The organism is Pseudomonas persica, from assembly GCF_900291015.1.
Classification (GTDB): domain Bacteria; phylum Pseudomonadota; class Gammaproteobacteria; order Pseudomonadales; family Pseudomonadaceae; genus Aquipseudomonas.
Genome location: NZ_OLKL01000025.1, coordinates 64,513 through 81,812, shown reverse-complemented (window position 1 = coordinate 81,812; position 17,300 = coordinate 64,513). Strand labels below are relative to the sequence as shown.

Annotated in this window: 20 protein-coding genes; 5 read left to right on the top strand and 15 right to left on the bottom strand. The window is 65.1% G+C overall.

Annotation, left to right across the window (positions count from 1 at the left end; all coding sequences use genetic code 11):
- Positions 1-69: 69 nt before the first annotated feature.
- Complete coding sequence (locus tag FQ664_RS12750; protein ID WP_178090986.1) at positions 70-417, top strand: hypothetical protein; 348 nt, start codon at positions 70-72, stop codon at positions 415-417.
- 238 nt (positions 418-655) lie between these two features.
- On the opposite strand, the gene pssA is transcribed toward FQ664_RS12750, so the two are convergent.
- Entirely contained in the window at positions 656-1,984 is a 1,329-nt protein-coding gene (gene pssA / locus FQ664_RS12740; protein WP_144172225.1) for a CDP-diacylglycerol--serine O-phosphatidyltransferase, read from the bottom strand.
- Positions 1,985-2,270: 286 nt separating this feature from the next.
- On the opposite strand from pssA, the gene FQ664_RS12735 reads away from it, so the two are divergent.
- Positions 2,271-2,639 carry a hypothetical protein gene (locus FQ664_RS12735; protein ID WP_144172270.1) on the top strand — a complete coding sequence of 123 codons (369 nt, stop codon included), beginning with the start codon at positions 2,271-2,273 and terminating at the stop codon, positions 2,637-2,639.
- 251 nt (positions 2,640-2,890) lie between these two features.
- Here FQ664_RS12735 and FQ664_RS12725 read toward each other — a convergent pair whose 3' ends face one another.
- Positions 2,891-3,037, bottom strand: coding sequence for a DUF2986 domain-containing protein (locus tag FQ664_RS12725; RefSeq protein WP_144172223.1), 147 nt, complete (start codon positions 3,035-3,037; stop codon positions 2,891-2,893).
- Positions 3,038-3,190: 153 nt separating this feature from the next.
- Between FQ664_RS12725 and FQ664_RS12720 the strand changes: the two genes are divergently transcribed.
- Entirely contained in the window at positions 3,191-4,963 is a 1,773-nt protein-coding gene (locus FQ664_RS12720; protein ID WP_144172222.1) for a phosphoethanolamine transferase CptA, read from the top strand.
- Positions 4,964-5,052: 89 nt separating this feature from the next.
- Here FQ664_RS12720 and FQ664_RS12715 read toward each other — a convergent pair whose 3' ends face one another.
- From FQ664_RS12715 to FQ664_RS12700, 4 genes are read right to left on the bottom strand one after another with little or no spacing between them, the layout of a single operon-like run.
- On the bottom strand, positions 5,053-5,589 hold the full coding sequence (locus FQ664_RS12715) for a PqiC family protein (RefSeq protein WP_144172221.1): 537 nt from the start codon (positions 5,587-5,589) through the stop codon (positions 5,053-5,055).
- 11 nt (positions 5,590-5,600) lie between these two features.
- The gene (locus FQ664_RS12710) at positions 5,601-7,241 is read right to left on the bottom strand and encodes a PqiB family protein (protein ID WP_144172220.1); all 1,641 of its coding nucleotides are present in this window, start codon (positions 7,239-7,241) and stop codon (positions 5,601-5,603) included.
- Positions 7,225-7,869 carry a paraquat-inducible protein A gene (locus FQ664_RS12705; protein WP_144172219.1) on the bottom strand — a complete coding sequence of 215 codons (645 nt, stop codon included), beginning with the start codon at positions 7,867-7,869 and terminating at the stop codon, positions 7,225-7,227. The genes FQ664_RS12710 and FQ664_RS12705 overlap by 17 nt, the downstream gene beginning before the upstream one ends.
- The gene (locus tag FQ664_RS12700; protein WP_144172218.1) at positions 7,866-8,462 is read right to left on the bottom strand and encodes a paraquat-inducible protein A; all 597 of its coding nucleotides are present in this window, start codon (positions 8,460-8,462) and stop codon (positions 7,866-7,868) included. Before FQ664_RS12700 ends, FQ664_RS12705 begins: the two co-directional genes overlap by 4 nt.
- A gap of 150 nt (positions 8,463-8,612) precedes the next feature.
- Here FQ664_RS12700 and FQ664_RS12695 point away from each other — a divergent pair, with 150 nt between their 5' ends.
- Positions 8,613-9,086 (top strand): YMGG-like glycine zipper-containing protein, encoded by a 474-nt coding sequence (locus FQ664_RS12695; protein ID WP_144172217.1) that lies wholly within the window; start codon positions 8,613-8,615, stop codon positions 9,084-9,086.
- Positions 9,087-9,134: 48 nt separating this feature from the next.
- Here FQ664_RS12695 and FQ664_RS12690 read toward each other — a convergent pair whose 3' ends face one another.
- The gene (locus FQ664_RS12690) at positions 9,135-10,040 is read right to left on the bottom strand and encodes a LysR family transcriptional regulator (RefSeq protein WP_144172216.1); all 906 of its coding nucleotides are present in this window, start codon (positions 10,038-10,040) and stop codon (positions 9,135-9,137) included.
- Between the two features lie 150 nt (positions 10,041-10,190).
- Complete coding sequence (locus FQ664_RS12685; protein WP_144172215.1) at positions 10,191-10,376, bottom strand: hypothetical protein; 186 nt, start codon at positions 10,374-10,376, stop codon at positions 10,191-10,193.
- A gap of 179 nt (positions 10,377-10,555) precedes the next feature.
- On the opposite strand from FQ664_RS12685, the gene FQ664_RS12680 reads away from it, so the two are divergent.
- The gene (locus tag FQ664_RS12680; protein ID WP_144172214.1) at positions 10,556-10,942 is read left to right on the top strand and encodes a VOC family protein; all 387 of its coding nucleotides are present in this window, start codon (positions 10,556-10,558) and stop codon (positions 10,940-10,942) included.
- Positions 10,943-10,948: 6 nt separating this feature from the next.
- On the opposite strand, the gene FQ664_RS12675 is transcribed toward FQ664_RS12680, so the two are convergent.
- From FQ664_RS12675 to FQ664_RS12645, 7 genes are read right to left on the bottom strand one after another with little or no spacing between them, the layout of a single operon-like run.
- Entirely contained in the window at positions 10,949-12,316 is a 1,368-nt protein-coding gene (locus FQ664_RS12675) for a sensor histidine kinase (RefSeq protein WP_144172213.1), read from the bottom strand.
- Positions 12,313-12,975 (bottom strand): response regulator, encoded by a 663-nt coding sequence (locus FQ664_RS12670; protein ID WP_144172212.1) that lies wholly within the window; start codon positions 12,973-12,975, stop codon positions 12,313-12,315. Before FQ664_RS12670 ends, FQ664_RS12675 begins: the two co-directional genes overlap by 4 nt.
- Positions 12,976-12,977: 2 nt before the next feature.
- Entirely contained in the window at positions 12,978-13,619 is a 642-nt protein-coding gene (locus FQ664_RS12665; RefSeq protein ID WP_144172211.1) for a tetratricopeptide repeat protein, read from the bottom strand.
- Positions 13,616-14,422: an SDR family oxidoreductase gene (locus FQ664_RS12660; protein ID WP_144172210.1), complete on the bottom strand. Its 807-nt coding sequence runs from the start codon at positions 14,420-14,422 to the stop codon at positions 13,616-13,618. Before FQ664_RS12660 ends, FQ664_RS12665 begins: the two co-directional genes overlap by 4 nt.
- Positions 14,409-15,089 carry an iron-containing redox enzyme family protein gene (locus FQ664_RS12655; protein ID WP_144172209.1) on the bottom strand — a complete coding sequence of 227 codons (681 nt, stop codon included), beginning with the start codon at positions 15,087-15,089 and terminating at the stop codon, positions 14,409-14,411. The genes FQ664_RS12660 and FQ664_RS12655 overlap by 14 nt, the downstream gene beginning before the upstream one ends.
- Positions 15,090-15,103: 14 nt before the next feature.
- Positions 15,104-16,564 (bottom strand): AMP-binding protein, encoded by a 1,461-nt coding sequence (locus FQ664_RS12650; RefSeq protein ID WP_144172208.1) that lies wholly within the window; start codon positions 16,562-16,564, stop codon positions 15,104-15,106.
- Positions 16,554-17,231 carry a thermostable hemolysin gene (locus FQ664_RS12645; protein WP_144172207.1) on the bottom strand — a complete coding sequence of 226 codons (678 nt, stop codon included), beginning with the start codon at positions 17,229-17,231 and terminating at the stop codon, positions 16,554-16,556. The genes FQ664_RS12650 and FQ664_RS12645 overlap by 11 nt, the downstream gene beginning before the upstream one ends.
- Positions 17,232-17,300: the final 69 nt, after the last annotated feature.

Sequence of the window (17,300 nt, the reverse complement as noted above, 5' to 3'; positions counted from 1 at the left end):
GGGCTGGCCAGCTGGCACGAAAGCTGAACCATTCGCTTTCGCCACTACTTGCCTTGCGGAATGACGCTCATGAAAAATCTAATCCTCCCTCTGGCGATGACCCTGTCCATCGCCCTGCCCGTCTGCGCCGCCGAGGTGCTCTCGGAAAGCCCCGACAACACGGTGGGCTATGGCGCGGGCGGCGTCAGCGGCCTGATGGTCGGCGCCGCGCTCGGTGGCCCATTCGGCGCCCTCGCCGGCGCTGCCCTGGGCGCATTTGGCGGTGCCGCCGTGCAACAAGGCAGCGGCCACAGCGACCCGGCCTATGTGGTGCGCCATGACGACGGCAGCACCCAGCGCTATCGCTCGCCCAATGCGCGCTTCAAACCCGGTGATCAGGTACAGGTGAGTGGTATTCGTCTGGTCCCGGCGCAGTAAGCCGTAACCCGGACAAAAAACTCACCAGTTGCCGCCCGTGTGAACTCAAACGCTCCCAGTCACGGCAGCACAGGCGCAACTCCAGAGTGGCCCAGCTTTACGCCAGGGCCACCCGACGCACCGGGAGCTCCTGCTCGGCGCACACGGCGGCTGTTTCAGGCAGCATGGCCACGCCTGCGCGCTGCGCCACCAGCTGCGCAGCCCTGGCCCTGTCGTCGGCAAGCCAGAACCGGCTGTATCAGAGCACCCGTTTGATCAACGGTTCCAACCGGCTGTAGCGCAGCCGCCGCAGGAACCTGCGCACTTCCTTGGGGTGTTCGGCCTTGCCCCCCAGCGCCTCTGCCGAGCCGATCTTCGGCGCATGCCGGCGCAGCTCGGCCAACTCTGCTTCCCGTGGCGCCAGCCATTGCCCTTGCGGGTCATCGATCAGCAGGCCGTTCTCCAGGTCCAGGTTGAAGCCGCGCGGGTTCAGGTTGTTACCGGTCAGCAACGAATAGCGCTGGTCGATCCACACGCCCTTGGCATGGAAGGTATGCCCGGGGTCGTTCCAGATCCGCACCTGCAGCTGGCCACTGGCAATCGCGGCGTGGCGACGTCGGGTGAAGGCGCGCAGGTTGTCTTCGTACAGGTAGGGCAGCGCGCCGCTGGCACTGAACGGCTCGCCGGGGGCGATATAGAAGTCGTTGGCCGTGCGGTCACCAACGATCAGTTCCACCCGCACACCACGCGCCAGAGCATGGTCGAGCTCGCGCATCAGCACCCGGGGCGGGTTGAAATACGGCGTGCTGATAATGACCTGCGTGCGCGCCGCCGCGAGCAAGGTGCACAACGCCCGGTTCAGCGGGTTGCCACGGCCCACACCCAACAGCGGGATCACCCGCAGGCCATGCCCCGCCACGCTGAGCGGAGCCGCATAGGCCATGCGCCGCAGCCGCGCGCGCAAGCGCCGGATGTCGCTGCGCAGGCTGCGGGTTGAGGGTGGCGCCGGCAGGTCGAGGCGCGGCGTGGCGGTGTGGTGCAGCAGGCGTCGCACCAGGTCGACCATGGCGTCGGCCAGCGCCGGCGACTGGAACAGGTGGTAGCGGTCCAGGCGGTAGCGGTCGAAACGGTGCAGGTACACGTTGTTCAGGCTGGCACCGGTGTAGATGACGCAATCGTCGATGACGCTGCCCTTCAGGTGCAACACGCCGAACAGCTCGCGGGTCTGCACCGGTACGCCGTGGATGACGATGTCCAACCCATGGTGCTGGCGCTGGGCCTGGTACCAGGCGGCATTACCCGGCTGACGCCCGGCGCCCAGCAGGCCGCGCCGGGCACGGAACCAGTCGACCACGATGGTGATTTCCAGCTCCGGCCGCGCGGCTTTGGCCTGGTACAAGGCATCCAGCACTTCCTGGCCGGCCTCGTCTTCCTGCAGGTACAGCGCGACGATGACGATGCGCCGGGTTGCGCCGCGGATGCGCTCGAGCAGGCAGGCGCGGTAGGCCTTGGCATCGGGCAGCACCAGGATCGACTCGGCCGACATGGCGAAGCCTGGCAATGCCGCCAGCATGGATTCGGGGTTCACAAACGATCACCTTCTGTGTGCAATCACTGTCGTGCATCAGCTTGCACAGGAAGATCGAAATGGTCCAGCCCCGCACTGTGGTTCTCGGCAAAGGGTCGCGGGTTGAAGTGCAAAAGTTGTACAACTTGTTGTTGCCGCTGCGAACTTTTTCCTGTTTACCGGTCTATGTGGGAGGCACAGAAAGGTAGCGGAACGTGAGACAAGGTTCGCCGACCACCTGCTGGCCAGATGGCTCAATTGTTATCAGAGGTTGGCTTCGCTCATGAAAATACGTGTCGCAAGGTTGATGCTGCTCGGCCTGTTCTCGTTCGCGGCGATGGGCACGGCGTCGGCAACACAAATGAAGGCGCCCGTAGTGGCTCCCCCGGCGGTTCAATCCCCGTTGCAGCCTGCCGACAACCCCTGGTCCAGGGTGGCCAGTGTGGCCGATGCACAGCCGGCCACGCTGCTGGCCCACGATGACGACCGCTGGCATGACCACCGCAGCGACTGGCGCCGCGAACAGTGGCGCCGCGAGCAGGCCCGCCGTGATTGGGAACGCCGGCGAGACTGGGAGCGCCGCCGCGACTGGGAACGGCGCCGCGATTGGGAGCACCGCCATGAGCGGGCCATGCATCACCGCTACAATGATGACCACCGCTACTACCGCCGTTGATCGTAAGCAGCCCGCGCGATCCCTGCAGGAGATTGCCCAGCCCTTTAGGCTGCGCTGCCGTGCAGAGAACTGAGTTCACAAACCATTCGCGCACCTGTGGGAGCGGCTTTAGCCGCGAACACCGGCACAGCCGGTGCCATGCACCGTGTTGGATTGTTCGCGGCTAAAGCCGCTCCCACAGGGTACGCGCACCACTTGCAAACTCAGTTCTCTACGCGACAGGATCTCCCTGCACCGTCTGCGCCAGTCGGTCAGGCGGGTGTATCCGCTGCTGCTTCGGCCTCCATCTTCAACCGGTCGGCCTTGCAAATGTACTTGGGCTTGCGCGGCGCCAGTTTGGCGCTGGCCTTCTTGGCATGCGCCTGCAATAGCTGCTTGATCTTCTTGCGACGGTTCATTCTCACTCGACCTGTCAGTACGGTTTGACGAACACATCATACCTTGCCTGGGCCAGCGTCTCGTTGACGTTATTTTCACACCTGGCAGATTAGCTTCACGCCCTTTCCGGTCACGGGTACATCCGCTGGCCGCCGAGCTACGACGAGGCATACGTGTCACACACTCCATCCCCCTCCTCGCCCAAGCGCGTGGACTGGGCCGGCCTGGGCTGGCTTTTGCTGTTCTTCTGGTACTTCTCGGGCGTGACCCAGGCGTTGCTGCTGTTCAGTGGTACCACCGGGTTCGCCGGTTTTCGCGATGCATTGTTCCTCAGCAGCCTGTGGCTGGCCCCGGTGCTGCTGCTGCCTCGCTTCACCCGCGCCACAGCCGCGCTCATCGGCCTGGTGCTGTGGGCCGCTTCGCTGGTGGGCCTGAGCTACTTCGGCATCTATCGCCAGGAGTTCTCGCAAAGTGTGATCTTCGTGATGTTCGAGTCCAACACCGCCGAGGCCGGTGAGTACTTCAGCCAGTACTTCAGCGTCTGGCTGGGCCTGGCGTTGCTGCTGTACACCCTGGTGGCGGTGCTGCTGTGGAAGCGCGTACGCCCGGTCAGCCTGCCGCCGCGCAGCCGCCTGCCGGTAGTCGCCCTGTTGCTGCTGGCCAACCTGGTGTACCCGTTCTACAAGCAGATGGTCACCCAGCAGCGCAGCTTCGCCGACGCGGCCGAAAAGGTGCAGCAGCGCATGGAGCCCGCCGTGCCCTGGCAACTGCTGGTCGGCTACCGCCAGTACCGCCAGCAGCTCGACAACATGCAGGAACTGCTGGCCCGGAACGCCGCGTTGCCACCCCTGCAAAACCTGCATGACAGCAGCGGTGCAGCGCCACGCACGCTGGTGCTGGTGCTGGGCGAATCGACCACCCGCGAGCACATGCACCTGTACGGTTACAACCGCGACACCACGCCCAACCTCGACGCACTGGCCGCTAGCGACAAGAGCCTGACGGTGTTCCGCAACGTGGTGTCGCCACGCCCGTATACCATCGAAGTGATGCAGCAGATCCTCACCTTCGGCGACGAGCAGAACCCGGACCGTTTCCTCACCGCCCCGTCGCTGATCAACCTGATGAAACAGGCTGGCTACAAAACCTTCTGGATCACCAACCAGCAGACCATGACCAAGCGCAACACCATGCTGACCACCTTCTCGCAGCAGACGGACGCACCGGTGTACCTCAACAACCAGCGCAACCAGAATGCCAGCCAGTACGACGATGTGGTGCTGGCGCCGTTCGAGAAAGCCCTGCAGGACCCGGCGCCGAACAAATTCATCATCGTGCACCTGCTGGGTACGCACATGGACTATCGCTACCGCTACCCGAACGACTACGCGCACTTCAACGATCGCCAGGGGGTGCCCGGCAAGCTGACGGCCGACCAGGTGGAAACCTACAACTTCTACGACAACGCGGTGCGCTACAACGATTACGTGGTATCGAGCCTGATCAAGCGTTACTCGGCCAGTACCCCCAATGGTTTCCTGGTGTATCTGTCCGACCATGGCGAAGATGTATACAGCTCTGGCGACCACGACCACCTGGGGCGCAACGAAGGCGCGCCGACCCGGCCGATGTACACCATCCCGTTCCTGCTGTGGACCTCGCCCAGCTGGCAGGCCGAGCACCCACGCGACTTGCCGGCAATGGCCGAGCGCCCCTACAGCAGCTCGCACCTGATCCATACCCTGTCCGACCTGGCCGGGCTGAGCTATGACCGTTACGAACCGGCCAAGAGCCTGGTGAGCCCGCAGTTCGTGGTGGCCCCGCGCTGGATTGGCGACCCGTACCGCAAGGATGGCTTGCGCGAGTTCGACCACCTGCCGCTGGACAAGGTCGAGCAGGAGACGGTCAGTAGTGGCAAGACACAGGGTGCTGAAAGCCTGAACTGACTGTTTTGTAGTCGAGATTGCCGGGGGCGCTTTGCGCCCCTATCGCGACACAAGGCCGCTCCCACAGGTACCGTGCATCGGTCAGCCCATCAGCCAGGTTGGGCACAGCTGCCCTGCCTGGCACTCCCCCGCACTGCCTCGGCCAGTTTGCGCAGGTTGGCTTGGTGGGCATTGACCAGGCTGGCGATGCTGTTGTCCGCCGGCGTCTGCAGCGAGGTACGGCAGGTCAGCTCGGCCTCACCCGCGCGCATCAGGCGCCATACCGCTTCCAGCGAGGCGTAGCGCCCCGGCACGGTATCGAAGCGCTGTACATCCACCCGCAGCAACGCCTTGCCACCCCCCACAGGCCCGCCCAACTGGTCCTGCAAGGCGCTGCGGAACTCATCCACCAGGTTGGCCCCCCACCACTCCGTCTCGAGGATGGCCAGGCCACTCTGTCCTTGCCGCACCACCAACTGCGGGCGGTCCACCTGCGGCGGCACGGCCACCCTCGCCACCTGGATGCGCTGGCCGCTGTCGCGCACCGGCTCGCTCGGTACCAGCGTGTGATAGTTGTTCGGGCTACTGCTACAGCCCCACAGCACGGCCAGCAGGCCGGCGCCACACACATTGCGCAGTCGATGCATCGGCGGTCTCCTCAGGGTTCAAGGTCTGCAGCACTGGCCGCTTTCGGCCGGCCACGTATCAGCGATTCGGGGTGCCGGCCCAGGTAATCGGCAAGGTCACGCAGCGAACGTGACATGCGCTCCAGTTCATCCAGGGTTTCACCCATCCGTTCGCGCTGTGGCGAGTCCTCGGAGATGGCCGAATTGGCCGTGCGCAGGGTCTCATGCACTTCGTCCAGCGCCACCTTCACGTCCGGCAGCGTCTGGCCATTGAACTGCTTGAGGCTGGCGCGCAACTCACGCAAGCTGCCGTCCAGGTTGTTGGCGATGCTCTCCAGCGGCAGTTTGCTGATGCGCTCCACTACCCGCTGCAGCTGTTCTTGCAACTGCTCCAGGCTGCCCGGCAATGTGGGGATGGTGATGGGGTTGGCGGTCTTGTCGAAGGCCACCTTGGGGGCATCCGGGTAGAAGTCCAGGGAAATGAACATCTGCCCGGTGATCAGGTTGCCGCTGCGTGCCTGGGCCCGCAGCCCGTGCTCGACGAAGGTGCCGATCAGCCGCCGTGCGCCGTCCATGTCGCCTTCGGCATGCTTGAACACGGCCAGCATCTTGCGGTGCACCGGCCCCAGCCGCTGCGGGTAGATCACCGCATCGACCACCACCGGAAAGCTCTGCCGGGTGGCATCGTAGTCGAGCTGGACCGAGGTGACCCGGCCAAACTCCACCCCCTTGAACTCCACCGGGGCTCCCACCGACAGGCCGCGCATGGCCTGGTCGAAGCGCAATTGCAGGTACTGCGCCTGGCCACTGGGCGGTGCCAGGGCGGTATCGCGGTCGGCAAACAGCTGGAAGCGCGCCTGGTCGGCAGCGGGCTCGGCTTGCGGGGCGAAGTCGGGCGAGCCAAAGGCCAACCCGCCCACCAGGATCGACGACAGTGATTCGGTATCGATCTTCAGGCCGTTGGCACCGATCTGCATGTCGACACCACTGGCGTTCCAGAAGCGGGTATCGGCGCTGACGAAGCTGTCGTAGGGGGCCTGCACGAATACGCCAATCTCCACACCCTTGCCATCGTCCTGCAGGGCAAAGGACACCACCTCACCCACCGGAATCTTGCGGTAGTAGATCGATGAGCCAATATCCAGCGACCCCAGGTCGCTGGCGGTCAGGACAAAGCGCTTGCCCTTTTCGTCATAGGTGATTGGCGGTGGCAGCTCCAGGCCGACAAAGGACTTCTCCGGCACGTTCGACTCGCCGGAATCCGCCCCGATGAAACTGCCCGACAGCAGCGTGTCCACGCCGGACACGCCGCCCACCCCAATGCGTGGCCGCACCACCCAGAAGCGCGCCCCCTGGGTGGCGAACGCGCGGGCGTCGTTGGACAACTGGACCTTGGCGACCACGCTCTTCTTGTCGTCGGCCAGGTCCACCGTAGTGACTTCGCCAATCACCACGCTGCGGTATTTGACCTGGGTCTTGTGCGCCACCAGCCCTTCCCCGGTGTGAAAGGAAATGGCGATGACCGGGCCCTGCTGCATCCAGTTGCGCACCACCAGCGAAGCGCCGATCAGGATCGCCAATATCGGCACGATCCATACCAGCGACACACTCCAGCGCCGGGTGCGCACTTCAACCTGCCCCGCGCCCTCGCGCTTGTCAGTCTGTTGCACCATCAATACGGCCTCCCTCGTTGGCCCGGCTATCCCAGATCAGGCGTGGATCGAAGCTCATCGCAGAAAACATGGTCAGGACCACCACCATGCCGAAAAACAGGATGCCCACTCGCGGCTCGATGGTGCCCAGCCCGCGCAGTTGCACCAGCGCCGCCACCAGTGCCACCACCATCACATCGAGCATCGACCAGTAGCCGATCAACTCGACAAAGCGGTACAGCTGCGAACGCTGCCGGCAGGCCCAGGTGGAACCGCGCTGGGCGGTAAGCAGCAACAGCCCGAGCGAGAAGAACTTGATGGCCGGCACGCCGACACTGGCAATGAAGATGATCAGCGCGATGTCCCAGGCACCGGCCTCCCAGAACTCCAGCACGCCACCGCCAATGGTGCTTTCGCTGCCGCTGCCAAGCATTTCAGTGTGCATCACCGGCAGCAGGTTGGCGGGAATGTAGAAAATCAGCGCCGCCAGCAGAAACGCCCAGCCGCGGCTGATGGCATTGGCCTTGCGCCGGTGAATAGCGGCACCACAGCGGTCACAGGTGTGCGCGTCGCGGCCCAGTTCGCAGGCCTGACCGCAGCCATGGCACAGGCAAAGGCCCATATCGTCGGCGTTGGCCGGGGTATTCATACCTGTTCCCACAAGTCGCGGATGTCCTTGCCGGCGATATGGATAATCAGCATGCTCAGCGCGGCCAGGGCCAGCAAGCCGATGCCGGGGATCACATCGAGCAACCCCGCCAGCTTGATCACCGCCACCATCGCCCCCAGCAGGCATACCTCCAGCATGCTCCATGGCCGCAGGCTTTCCAGGCTGCGCATGCACAGGGCAAAACCGGGGGCGCGCTGGCCGGCCAGGGCGAAACTCAATAGCCAGCACAACACGGTAATCTGCAGCACCGGGGCAAAGATGATCGACAAGGCCATGACCAGGGCGATGAAGGTGATACTGCCGTGGCTGAGGATCTGCACCGAGTCCCATAATGTCGCCGAGTGGGTCAGCCCTTGCATGCCGATTGTCATCACCGGGTAGAAGTTGGCGAACACCAGCAGGATGCCACCCGTCACACTCAGGGCCAGCCGCTGCTGCACGGTCAGCGAGGTGTGCCGGTACAGCACGCCGCCACAGCGCTGGCAAACGGCGCGCTGGTGCTTGAGCAGCGGCGCACGGTGGTACACCGTGTCGCAGTACTCACAGATGATCAGGTGCTGGGTCTGGCTCATGGTGCGTCCACAAGTAGCCCGGATCCGGGCCAGGATACGCTGGCGAGCAACGCTTGATATCCGGTTTAGACCATTTGGGCAAAACTGCCATCCACTGCAGCACAGGCGAACTATCCTGTGAAGCGGGATCCCGCCCGCTGGAGGTGTGCCATGCGTAGGTTCACGTGGAGTTACCTGCTGGTGCTGCTGTACGCGGCATCGACAGCCCAGGCGCAGTCGGTGGTGCCGCTCAAGGGCCAGAGCAGCCAGCAGATGCAACTGGATATCAATGATTGCACTACCGTCGCGACCAATGCCGCGAACAGCGCCGCGACCTCCAGCGACCCCCATGTCGGTGGCCGCGTGCGCGGTGCCGCTGCCGGCGCGGTTGCCGGTGCGGCAGGCGCGCAGGTGCGCGGCAACCAGCACGACGAGTTGTATGACCGGGTCGGTGACGATGCCAAGCAGCAATACCGGCAGAACCGCGCCGGTGAAGTGGCCGCCGCCGGTGCTGCGGTCGGTGGCATGCGCCAGCGTCAGGACCGCCGTCAGGACCGACGCGGCCAGGACGACGCGAAAGCCCAGGCCCATGCCAGTGCCTACGCCGGGTGCCTGCAAGGGCGCGGCTATCAGGTCAACCCCTGAGCAACAGGCACGCCATGCCACGACAGGAGGAAGCATGGCGTGCCCGTTTCAGAACCTGGCCAGTTCTTCCCGGCAGAACTCGACGAACAGCTGCGCCGGCTTGGTCAGTTGCACCCGCTTCAACCACGCTGCCGCCAACCCTGACAGCGCCACTGGCTCGGCGATATCCAGCATGGCCAGGCGTTGCCCGTCGTAGGTGTACTCCGAATGCGGCCGCGTCACCAGCAGCGAAAAGCCGAAGCCCTGCCCGACCATCCCACGCACCATTTCGATCGACGGCGAACTGAAGACAATGTTGGGCGTCAGGCCCATTTCGTTGAACAAGCTGACGAAGTAGGTGCGGCTGGGGGCAACGTCCAGCAGGATCATCGGCTCCGGGCACAGGTCGCGCAGCGACACCTGGGCCTGGCCGGCGAAGCGGTGGTTCTCGGGCAGCAGCACATAGGGCTTTTGCGGCGACATCAGCGGCTCGGCCTCGATGGTGCCGTCCAGGTCATGGTCGTAGAGAAACGCCAGGTCGAAGGTACCGGCGGTCAGACCCTGGATCAGGTCCTGCTGCTCGCCATCGCGCAGGCGGATATCCACCCCCGGGTAACGCTGGCGAAAGCCGGCGATCAGCCGCGGCAGGTACAGTGGTGCCACGGTTTCGAAGCAGCCGATGTCGATTTGCCCGGCCACGGTGTCGTTGTCGGCCAGGGCATTCTGCTCGAATTCGTGGGCCATCTGCAGCAGCGACTTGGTCTTGGCATAGAAACGCTTGCCGCTGGGCGTCAGCGACACGCCCTGGGCGTGGTGGCGGATGAACAGCTGCACGCCGAAGCTTTCCTCCAGGCTCTTGATGGCCGTGGAGATGGACGGCTGGGCGATGTACAGCTGGCGTGAAGCCTCGGCCACACTGCCGGCCTCCACGGTGGTGACGAAGTACTTGAGTTGTCGCAATGTGTAGGCCGCCACGGGCACCTCTCTGACGCCGGTCTGGGCGCGCTGGGATCATGCCTGTCACTTTACCCTTGGCAGCGGCTGGGTGGGGGTTGGGTAATGAAGGATTTACCTATGGCTTGAGCAGGTTTTTACGAGGGGACGCCGTGCGCCCCCCCTTTTGCTTTACTCGAAATCGATATTCGCGACGACACAGTCATCACCGATCAGTTTGTGCCCTGGCGCGCAGGGCATGCCGCACACAGGCCCTACTCCACGCTTGTGCCTGGACAGCTTCACCTGAGGCTCTGCATTTTCCAACTTATCGTCGCCGAGAGTGTCTGGCAGTTCGTTCATCGGTTCTTCTTGCATGGGGTTCACTCCTGGGTTGGGTTGTGTGGCCCGATCAACGCTACAGACCGTTGCGCCACCAACCCATCTGGAACTTTGCCCACGCAGAGGCGTTCTGTCAGCACAGCAAGGCCCGCTGGTCAAATACCCCTGATTGTCTTTACTAGTACTCATCGGCTCCAGGCATAGGGTGTGCGCTTATGAAGATCGTGGTCACCAGCATCCTCGTCGACGACCAGGCCAAAGCCTTGGCTTTCTACCACTACGTACTCGGTTTCGAGCCCAAGCATGACATCCCCATGGGCCGACACCGCTGGCTGACCCTCACCTCGCCCAACGACCCCAACGGTGTCGAGCTGCTGCTGGAGCCCGACGTTCATCCGGCAGCCAGGGCGTACAAGGCCGCGCTCAAACAGGACGGCATCCCCGCTACCTCGTTCGGCGTGCGTGACATCAAGGCCGAATACACCCGGCTGTGCGCTGCGGGTGTGCAGTTCACCCAGCCGCCCACCCCCATGGGGCCGGTCACCGTGGCGGTGTTTGACGACACCTGCGGCAACCTGATCCAGATCGCCCAAAAGCACTAGCGCTGTTCACGGCCCCACGGGCAGGCGCAGGGTTGCGCGCAACCCGCACGGTAGCTGGTTGCGCAACTGCACGCTGCCGCCCAGGCGCGTGATGATGGTGCTGACAATCGATAACCCCAGCCCGGCACCATTGGCCGAGCCCTTGCTATAGAAACGCTCGAATACTCGCTGTTGGTCGGCCGCGGCGATGCCCGGCCCTTCGTCGTCGACGCTGACCAGCAGGGCCTGCCCTTCGCGCTGCAGCGTCACGGTGACCCGACCGCCCACCGGCGAATGGTCCACGGCATTGGTAACCAGGTTCTGCAAGGCAATGCTCAGCGCGCCAGCGTCGGTGTGCACGTGGTAGTCGCCGGCGGCGATGTCCAGCGAAGGCTCCAGCCCGCGCTCCAGAATCCAAGGGGTCAGCTCGGCCAGGGTCTCGGCCACCACACCCTCCAGGTCCACCTGCGGCCAGTCACGCCGGCCTGGCCGGGGCTCCAGGCGGGCCAGGGTCAACAGCTGGTTGACTACCCGGGCAAGGCGGTCGACACCGCCCATCAGGAACTGCAGAGCCTTGTCCCGCTCGGCATCGCTGGCCGCATTGAGGGCGTTCTGCGCATGCAGGCGCAGGACGGCCAAGGGCGTGCGCATCTCGTGGGCGGCGTCGGCGATGAAACGGTGCTCGCGGCGCAGCAGATCGTCGATCTGCCCGAGCAGACGGTTGATCGCCGCCTGCATCGGTTCCAGTTCCTTCGGCAGCGGTACCAGTTGCAACGGCTCGAGTGACTCGGCGTGGCGGGCACGGATCACCCTGGCCATGTTCTGCAACGGCCGCAGCCCCCAGCCAATGGCCGCCCACACCAGCAAGGCCAGGGCCAGGCTGCCGAACAGGAATGGCAACAGCGTGTGCCGCACGATGCGCTCGATCAGGTCGTCACGCACGTCGTTACGCTCGCCCACCCAGATCACCCAGTGTTTTTCCGGCACCGGCAAGACGAAACTGCGCCAACGGCGCCCATCCACCACCATGTCGGCAAACCCCGGAGTCCGAGGCGGCTGCCCCAACTGCGGGGCGCTGGGCGTGTGTACCAGCAAGCCGTCGTCGTCGGCCCATACCTGGAAGGCCAGCTTGCTCTCGTAGCGGTGCCCCACCTTGTGGTGCCCGGCCTTGCTCAAGGCCTCGTCGAAGGCGCGATACAACTCGCCACGGCTCTGCTCCTGCACCGGCAGACTCAAGATGCCCTGCAGTAGCCGGGCATTTTGCGCCAGGTGGGCGTCGTACACCTCGTTAATTTCGTGGCGGCTGTCGTGGTAGTTGTACAGCGCCAGCAAGCCGCTGCCGACCAGCAACAGCAGCATCACCCGCCACAATGTGCGTTGGCGCAGCGAGCTCATGCCTTGCCTTCCACCAGGTAGCCGATACCGCGCACGGTACGGATCAGGCCGTTGAACAGCTTCTTGCGCAGGTGGTAGATGTTCACTTCCAGGGTATTGCTCTCCGGCTCTTCATCCCAGCCATACAGCAACTGGGTCAGGCGTTCGCGAGTGAACACCTTGCCCGGCTGGGCCAGCAACTCGTGCAGCAGCAGGTATTCCTTGGGCGTGAGTACCACCGGCTGGCCCTGGTAGTGCACCTGTTGGCTGACCGGGTCCAGGCATACCCCGGCGTGCTCGATCAACACCCGCGCACGGCCACTGCTGCGCCGCAACAAAGCCCGCAAGCGGGCCTTGAGTTCGTTGAGGTCGAAGGGTTTCACCAGGTAGTCGTCGGCGCCGGCATCCAGCCCGGCGATGCGGTCGTCGGTGGCGTCGCGGGCGGTCAGCACCAGCACCGGCAGGCTCTTGCCGGCCGCGCGCAGACGCCGCAGCAGCTCGATGCCGTCCAGGCGCGGCAAGCCCAGGTCGAGGATGGCCAGGTCGAACTCCTCGTGGCACAGGGCATGCAGGGCGCTGGCGCCATCCTGCAGCCAGTCGAGGGTATAGCCCTCGCGGCGCAGGCCGTCACAGATACCTTCCCCCAACGCAGCGTCATCTTCAACCAGCAGCAGGCGCATGCTCAATCCTGTTTGTCCTTGATCGCTTTGAGTAAAGCAGCTATTTCACCGCGGCGGCCCTGGTCCGCCAGTTCCCGCCCGGGCCGGGGCGGTGCCTGCAACGCCTTTTGCAAAGCGGCGCGGGCTTCGTCGTAACGGTTCTGCCGGTACAGATGATCGGCCCAGAAGTAGTTGCTGTCGATACCATCGGGGTTGATCGCCAACGCCTGGCGCAGCATGGCTTCGGCCTTGGCCTGGTCACCGAAGCTCAACGGCCAGCCGGGCACCTGGTCGTACAGTGCGCCCAGGCTGGTGTAAGCCGAGCCCTGCAGCGCCTTGGGGTCCATGGCCAGGGCCTTTTCCAGGCTGGCGCGGGCAGCCTTGACCTTGCCCAGCGCGCCCAGCCCGCCGGTGGCACCGGCCCAGCTGCTGTTGACGATGCCGTCCCAGATCAGCGGTTCGGCCGAGCCAGGGTGCTGCTGCACCAACGCCGCCGACTGTTCCGCCAGGGCCTCGAACGCCCCGGCACGCTGGGCTTCGGGCAGGTTGTAGCGGATCACCGCCCAACGCTGCTGGATGGCATTGAGTTGCTGGGTGCCGTTCTGGTCGAGGGCCCAGGTGAACGGGGCGATGGCCAGCAGACTGGCCAGTATCAGGCGCTTCATTTGCTCGACTCCTTGCTGTGCCAGTTGCTGTAGCGGCGGATCAGCGGCAATTGCTTGCGCAGGGCGCGGTCGACCACGCCCGGCAGCATGCCGTTAAGGCGCACGAAAAGTTTTTCCGGCCAACCCAGGTACAGTTCGCTGCGCTCGGCCTGCACCGCGGCGAGCACTGCCCGGGCGACATCCTGCGGGTCATCGACGCCCACCTTCAGCGCCTGGTTCAGGGCCTGCGCGGCGCTGCTGTTCATCGCCGTGCGGGTGGTGCGCGGTGCGGCATACAACACGTTCACCGAGGTGTCGGCCAGCTCGCGGCGCAGCGCCTCGGAAAAGCCGCGCAAGGCAAACTTGCTGGCGCAGTAGGTGGCATAGCCCGGGTAGCCGATCGAGCCGTAGATCGAACCCACGTTCACCACCAGCGCACTGGGCTGCTCGCGCAGCAGCGGCAGGCACAGGCGAGTGAGCTGCACGGCGGCCTTGATGTTGAGGTCGAACAACTCGTCCAGGGCCGCCTCGTCCATCTGTTCAAGCAAGGCGAAGCGGTTGACCCCGGCGGCGTTGATCAACAGGTTGCAACAGCCCATCGCCCGCGCCGCTTCCAGCACGTCGCGGCGGCCTTCGGCGCTGCGCAGGTCGGCCTGCTGCCAACGCAGTTGTCCGGGGTAGCGCGCCATCAGCCCGGCCAGCTTGCCCTGCTGCCGGCTTACCGCCAGCACCCGGGCGCCGGCGCTGCACAGTTGGTCCGCCAGTTCCAGGCCGATGCCACCGCTGGCACCGGTGAGCACCGCCACGCAATCAGGCAAGCGCATGCTGTGCCTCCCGCTGCGTGGCACGCGGCAGCCCTTCGAACATGGCGGTGTACAGGCGATACACCACCTTGGCGGCGTGGATTACCGCCTGCTGGTCCTCGGGCTGGTCCAGACGGTTCATCAGGCCACGGTAAGTGGCCATGTGGTCCTGGTCCAGGGCGCCGTGGGAACTCAGGTAGCTGAACGCCTGGTCCGGCAGGCCAAGGCTGCTCTGCAGGGTACCGGCAGCCTGGGTCGCCAGGGCAATGCTGGTGCCTTCGAGCACATTGACCATGCCGAACAATCCGACCGGGTTGCCACGGGCAATCTGGTCGTAGAGAAATGCCACCATCAACTCGATGGGCAATGCCGGGCGGCCGCCCGCCACTTGGTGCGGGTCACCTCCGCAGGCGGCGATGTCATCGAGAATCCAGCGCTCATGGCCGTACTCCTCCTCGATGTACTCGCACACTGCGCCGCGCAGCCACTCCAGCCGCACCGGCAAACGGGCCCCGCAGGCCATCATCAACGGCACGGTGTGCCGCACGTGGTGATAGGCCTGGGTGAGAAAGGCCACATAGGCCTCGAGGCTGGCCTTGCCGGCCAGCGCGTCACGGATGACCGGGACGCTGAACAATGCCGTACGCTCGTCGGCGGTTTCCTGTTGCAGCATATCGAAGAAAAGCATGGCAACCTCGTGGGTCATTGAAGATCGGATAACAGGGACTGGTAACACCGCAGGATCTGTTCGCGGCGTGGCCGGCCGTTGGCGGTCAGGGTTTGCCCGGCGGCACTCAAGGGCTCGGGCAGGCGCCGCCAGGCATGTACCCGGGCATAGTCCGGCAGCCCGGCATTGGCCTGGCGGACGGCCCGTTCCAGGGTGTGATCATCGGCCTGCGGGTCCAGCGGCCATACCAGCGCCAGGTTGTGCTCCAGGCCCTCGCCGTGGACGAACGCCTGGGCGATCACCCCGCCCTGGGTCAGTTCGGCCTCGACCCACTCGGGGTTGACGTTGCGCCCGAAGCTGGTGCTGTACTGGTGCTTCTTGCGCCCGGCCAGGTACAGGAAGCCGTCGCTGTCGAAGTGCCCCAGGTCACCGGTCGACAACCACGGTTCGCTGAAGGCTGGCTCGCCCAGGTAGCCGAGCAACGCCGAGCCGGCCACCTGCACCTCGCCATCTTCGGCAATGCGCACCTGTACATGCGGCAGCGGCCGCCCGACACTGCCCGGGCGCTGGCCGCCAGGGCGGTTGAGGCATACCACCGAGGCGCATTCGGACAAGCCGTAGCCCTCGAACACCGGCAGCCCGACGGCCTCGGCACGGGCCAGCAAACTCGGCGCCACCCGTGCGCCGCCCACCGCCACGAAGCGCAACGGGCCAACCCGCATCAGGCCGCGTTCGATGGCGGTGACCAAGCCAAGCAGCAGTTGCGGCACCAGGATCAGGCTTTCGGCACCGCTCAAGGCGATGGCGCCCAGCAATTGCTTGAAGTCGACCTGACTGGCACCGCGAAAACCCAACTGCGCCTGCGGGTACAAGGCAATGCTCGCCCCGGCCAGCAGGGCCGCGTACAGGCCCAGGTTTTCCAGCAGCACCGCCAGCGGCAGGACCGCCAGGTACTTGCCTGGTGCCGTAGGCCGGCTGGCGGCCTCCAGTTCACGCGCTACCCGCAGCATCGCATCGGCGCTCAGGCATACGCCCTTGGGTGCACCGGTGCTGCCGGAGGTGTAGGTAATCTTCGCGGTACCCGCTGGCAAGGGCACGCTGACTGACGGCTGGCGGCTCCAGAAGCGCTCACCGGCACTGAAGCCGCTGGCGTGCAAGTCGTCAGCGAAGGCCTCATCGGCCAGCGCCAACAGCGCCCCGCTCTGTGCCAGGCAGTGGCGCCGCTGGGCACTGCTGAAAAACGCCGGCAGGATGACGATGGGGCGCGCCGCGAACAGCGCCGCCAGGTCCCAGAACAGCGCCTCGGGGCCGTTATCCAGGGCCAGGGCGAAGGTGCCCGGTGGCTGCGCGCTCAGCCAGGCCTGGCGTTGCTCGACCTCGTCCAGCAACTGTTGATAGGTGAATGGCCCGGCAAGGCCCAGCAACGCCGGTTGCGCCCCTCGGTGGCGGGCATGCAGTTGCAACACTTCCCTGAACAGCTGGCATTCATGCGGCATGGCCGGCCTCCTGCAGGCTCGCGGGCAAACCCAACCGCTCGAACACTCCGCCGCGGGCCAGGGCCTCATGGCCGTAACCGATGCTACCGACGAACACCTGCGGATGCTGCGCGTAGTAACTGCCCCAACTGCCGGCGTCGCCGTTCAGCCGACCAGGGTCGGCCACCGCCAGCGCCGTGGGCACCAGGCCCAGGCGATGAAAGCTGTTGACCAGGGTCGCGGCCCCGGTAAAGGCCACCCACTGCAAGCCGCGGGCGGCCAGCAACCAGGTCACGGCAATGATCATGATCCGCGCGCTGCCGGCGCTGAGCGCGGCAAGGTTACCCACTTCGACCAACTGCGCACGGCTCACGGGGCTTGCCGACAGCCGGGTCACGGCCACCTCCAGCGGTTCATCCAGGTAACGCTCGATGAAGGTCGGGCCACTGCTGGCCAAGCGTATGCCAGCGGCCGCCACCAGACGCCCATGGCTGTCATGCAAGCCGAGCAGTTCGGGCAGGTAGTGCTGCACGTCGGCGTGGTGCGCGCAGGCAAAGCGAGCATGAATGAACTGCTCCATCTCATCGCGCCCCGGTTCCCCCGGCTGGTTCAGCTTCAAGTGGGCGAGGCGATCGCCGTGGCTGCCGATAGCCAGTGGAAACAGGCTGTTGATGTCTGCCTGGGTCATGGCTGTCCCCCTTTCAAGTCCAGTGTTGGGGGCAGTATCCGGGGGTAATCTGAAGCCAATCTGAAGTGC

Excerpts from the sequence above, each read along its gene's own strand:
- FQ664_RS12750 (WP_178090986.1), top strand. The coding sequence starts at position 70 with ATGAAAAATCTAATCCTCCCTCTGGCGATGACCCTGTCCATCGCCCTG.
- FQ664_RS12735 (WP_144172270.1), top strand. The coding sequence starts at position 2,271 with ATGCTGCTCGGCCTGTTCTCGTTCGCGGCGATGGGCACGGCGTCGGCA.
- FQ664_RS12725 (WP_144172223.1), bottom strand. The coding sequence starts at position 3,037 with ATGAACCGTCGCAAGAAGATCAAGCAGCTATTGCAGGCGCATGCCAAG.
- FQ664_RS12715 (WP_144172221.1), bottom strand. The coding sequence starts at position 5,589 with ATGCATCGACTGCGCAATGTGTGTGGCGCCGGCCTGCTGGCCGTGCTG.
- FQ664_RS12710 (WP_144172220.1), bottom strand. The coding sequence starts at position 7,241 with ATGGTGCAACAGACTGACAAGCGCGAGGGCGCGGGGCAGGTTGAAGTG.
- FQ664_RS12705 (WP_144172219.1), bottom strand. The coding sequence starts at position 7,869 with ATGAATACCCCGGCCAACGCCGACGATATGGGCCTTTGCCTGTGCCAT.
- FQ664_RS12700 (WP_144172218.1), bottom strand. The coding sequence starts at position 8,462 with ATGAGCCAGACCCAGCACCTGATCATCTGTGAGTACTGCGACACGGTG.
- FQ664_RS12695 (WP_144172217.1), top strand. The coding sequence starts at position 8,613 with ATGCGTAGGTTCACGTGGAGTTACCTGCTGGTGCTGCTGTACGCGGCA.
- FQ664_RS12685 (WP_144172215.1), bottom strand. The coding sequence starts at position 10,376 with ATGCAAGAAGAACCGATGAACGAACTGCCAGACACTCTCGGCGACGAT.
- FQ664_RS12680 (WP_144172214.1), top strand. The coding sequence starts at position 10,556 with ATGAAGATCGTGGTCACCAGCATCCTCGTCGACGACCAGGCCAAAGCC.
- FQ664_RS12675 (WP_144172213.1), bottom strand. The coding sequence starts at position 12,316 with ATGAGCTCGCTGCGCCAACGCACATTGTGGCGGGTGATGCTGCTGTTG.
- FQ664_RS12670 (WP_144172212.1), bottom strand. The coding sequence starts at position 12,975 with ATGCGCCTGCTGCTGGTTGAAGATGACGCTGCGTTGGGGGAAGGTATC.
- FQ664_RS12665 (WP_144172211.1), bottom strand. The coding sequence starts at position 13,619 with ATGAAGCGCCTGATACTGGCCAGTCTGCTGGCCATCGCCCCGTTCACC.
- FQ664_RS12660 (WP_144172210.1), bottom strand. The coding sequence starts at position 14,422 with ATGCGCTTGCCTGATTGCGTGGCGGTGCTCACCGGTGCCAGCGGTGGC.
- FQ664_RS12655 (WP_144172209.1), bottom strand. The coding sequence starts at position 15,089 with ATGCTTTTCTTCGATATGCTGCAACAGGAAACCGCCGACGAGCGTACG.
- FQ664_RS12650 (WP_144172208.1), bottom strand. The coding sequence starts at position 16,564 with ATGCCGCATGAATGCCAGCTGTTCAGGGAAGTGTTGCAACTGCATGCC.
- FQ664_RS12645 (WP_144172207.1), bottom strand. The coding sequence starts at position 17,231 with ATGACCCAGGCAGACATCAACAGCCTGTTTCCACTGGCTATCGGCAGC.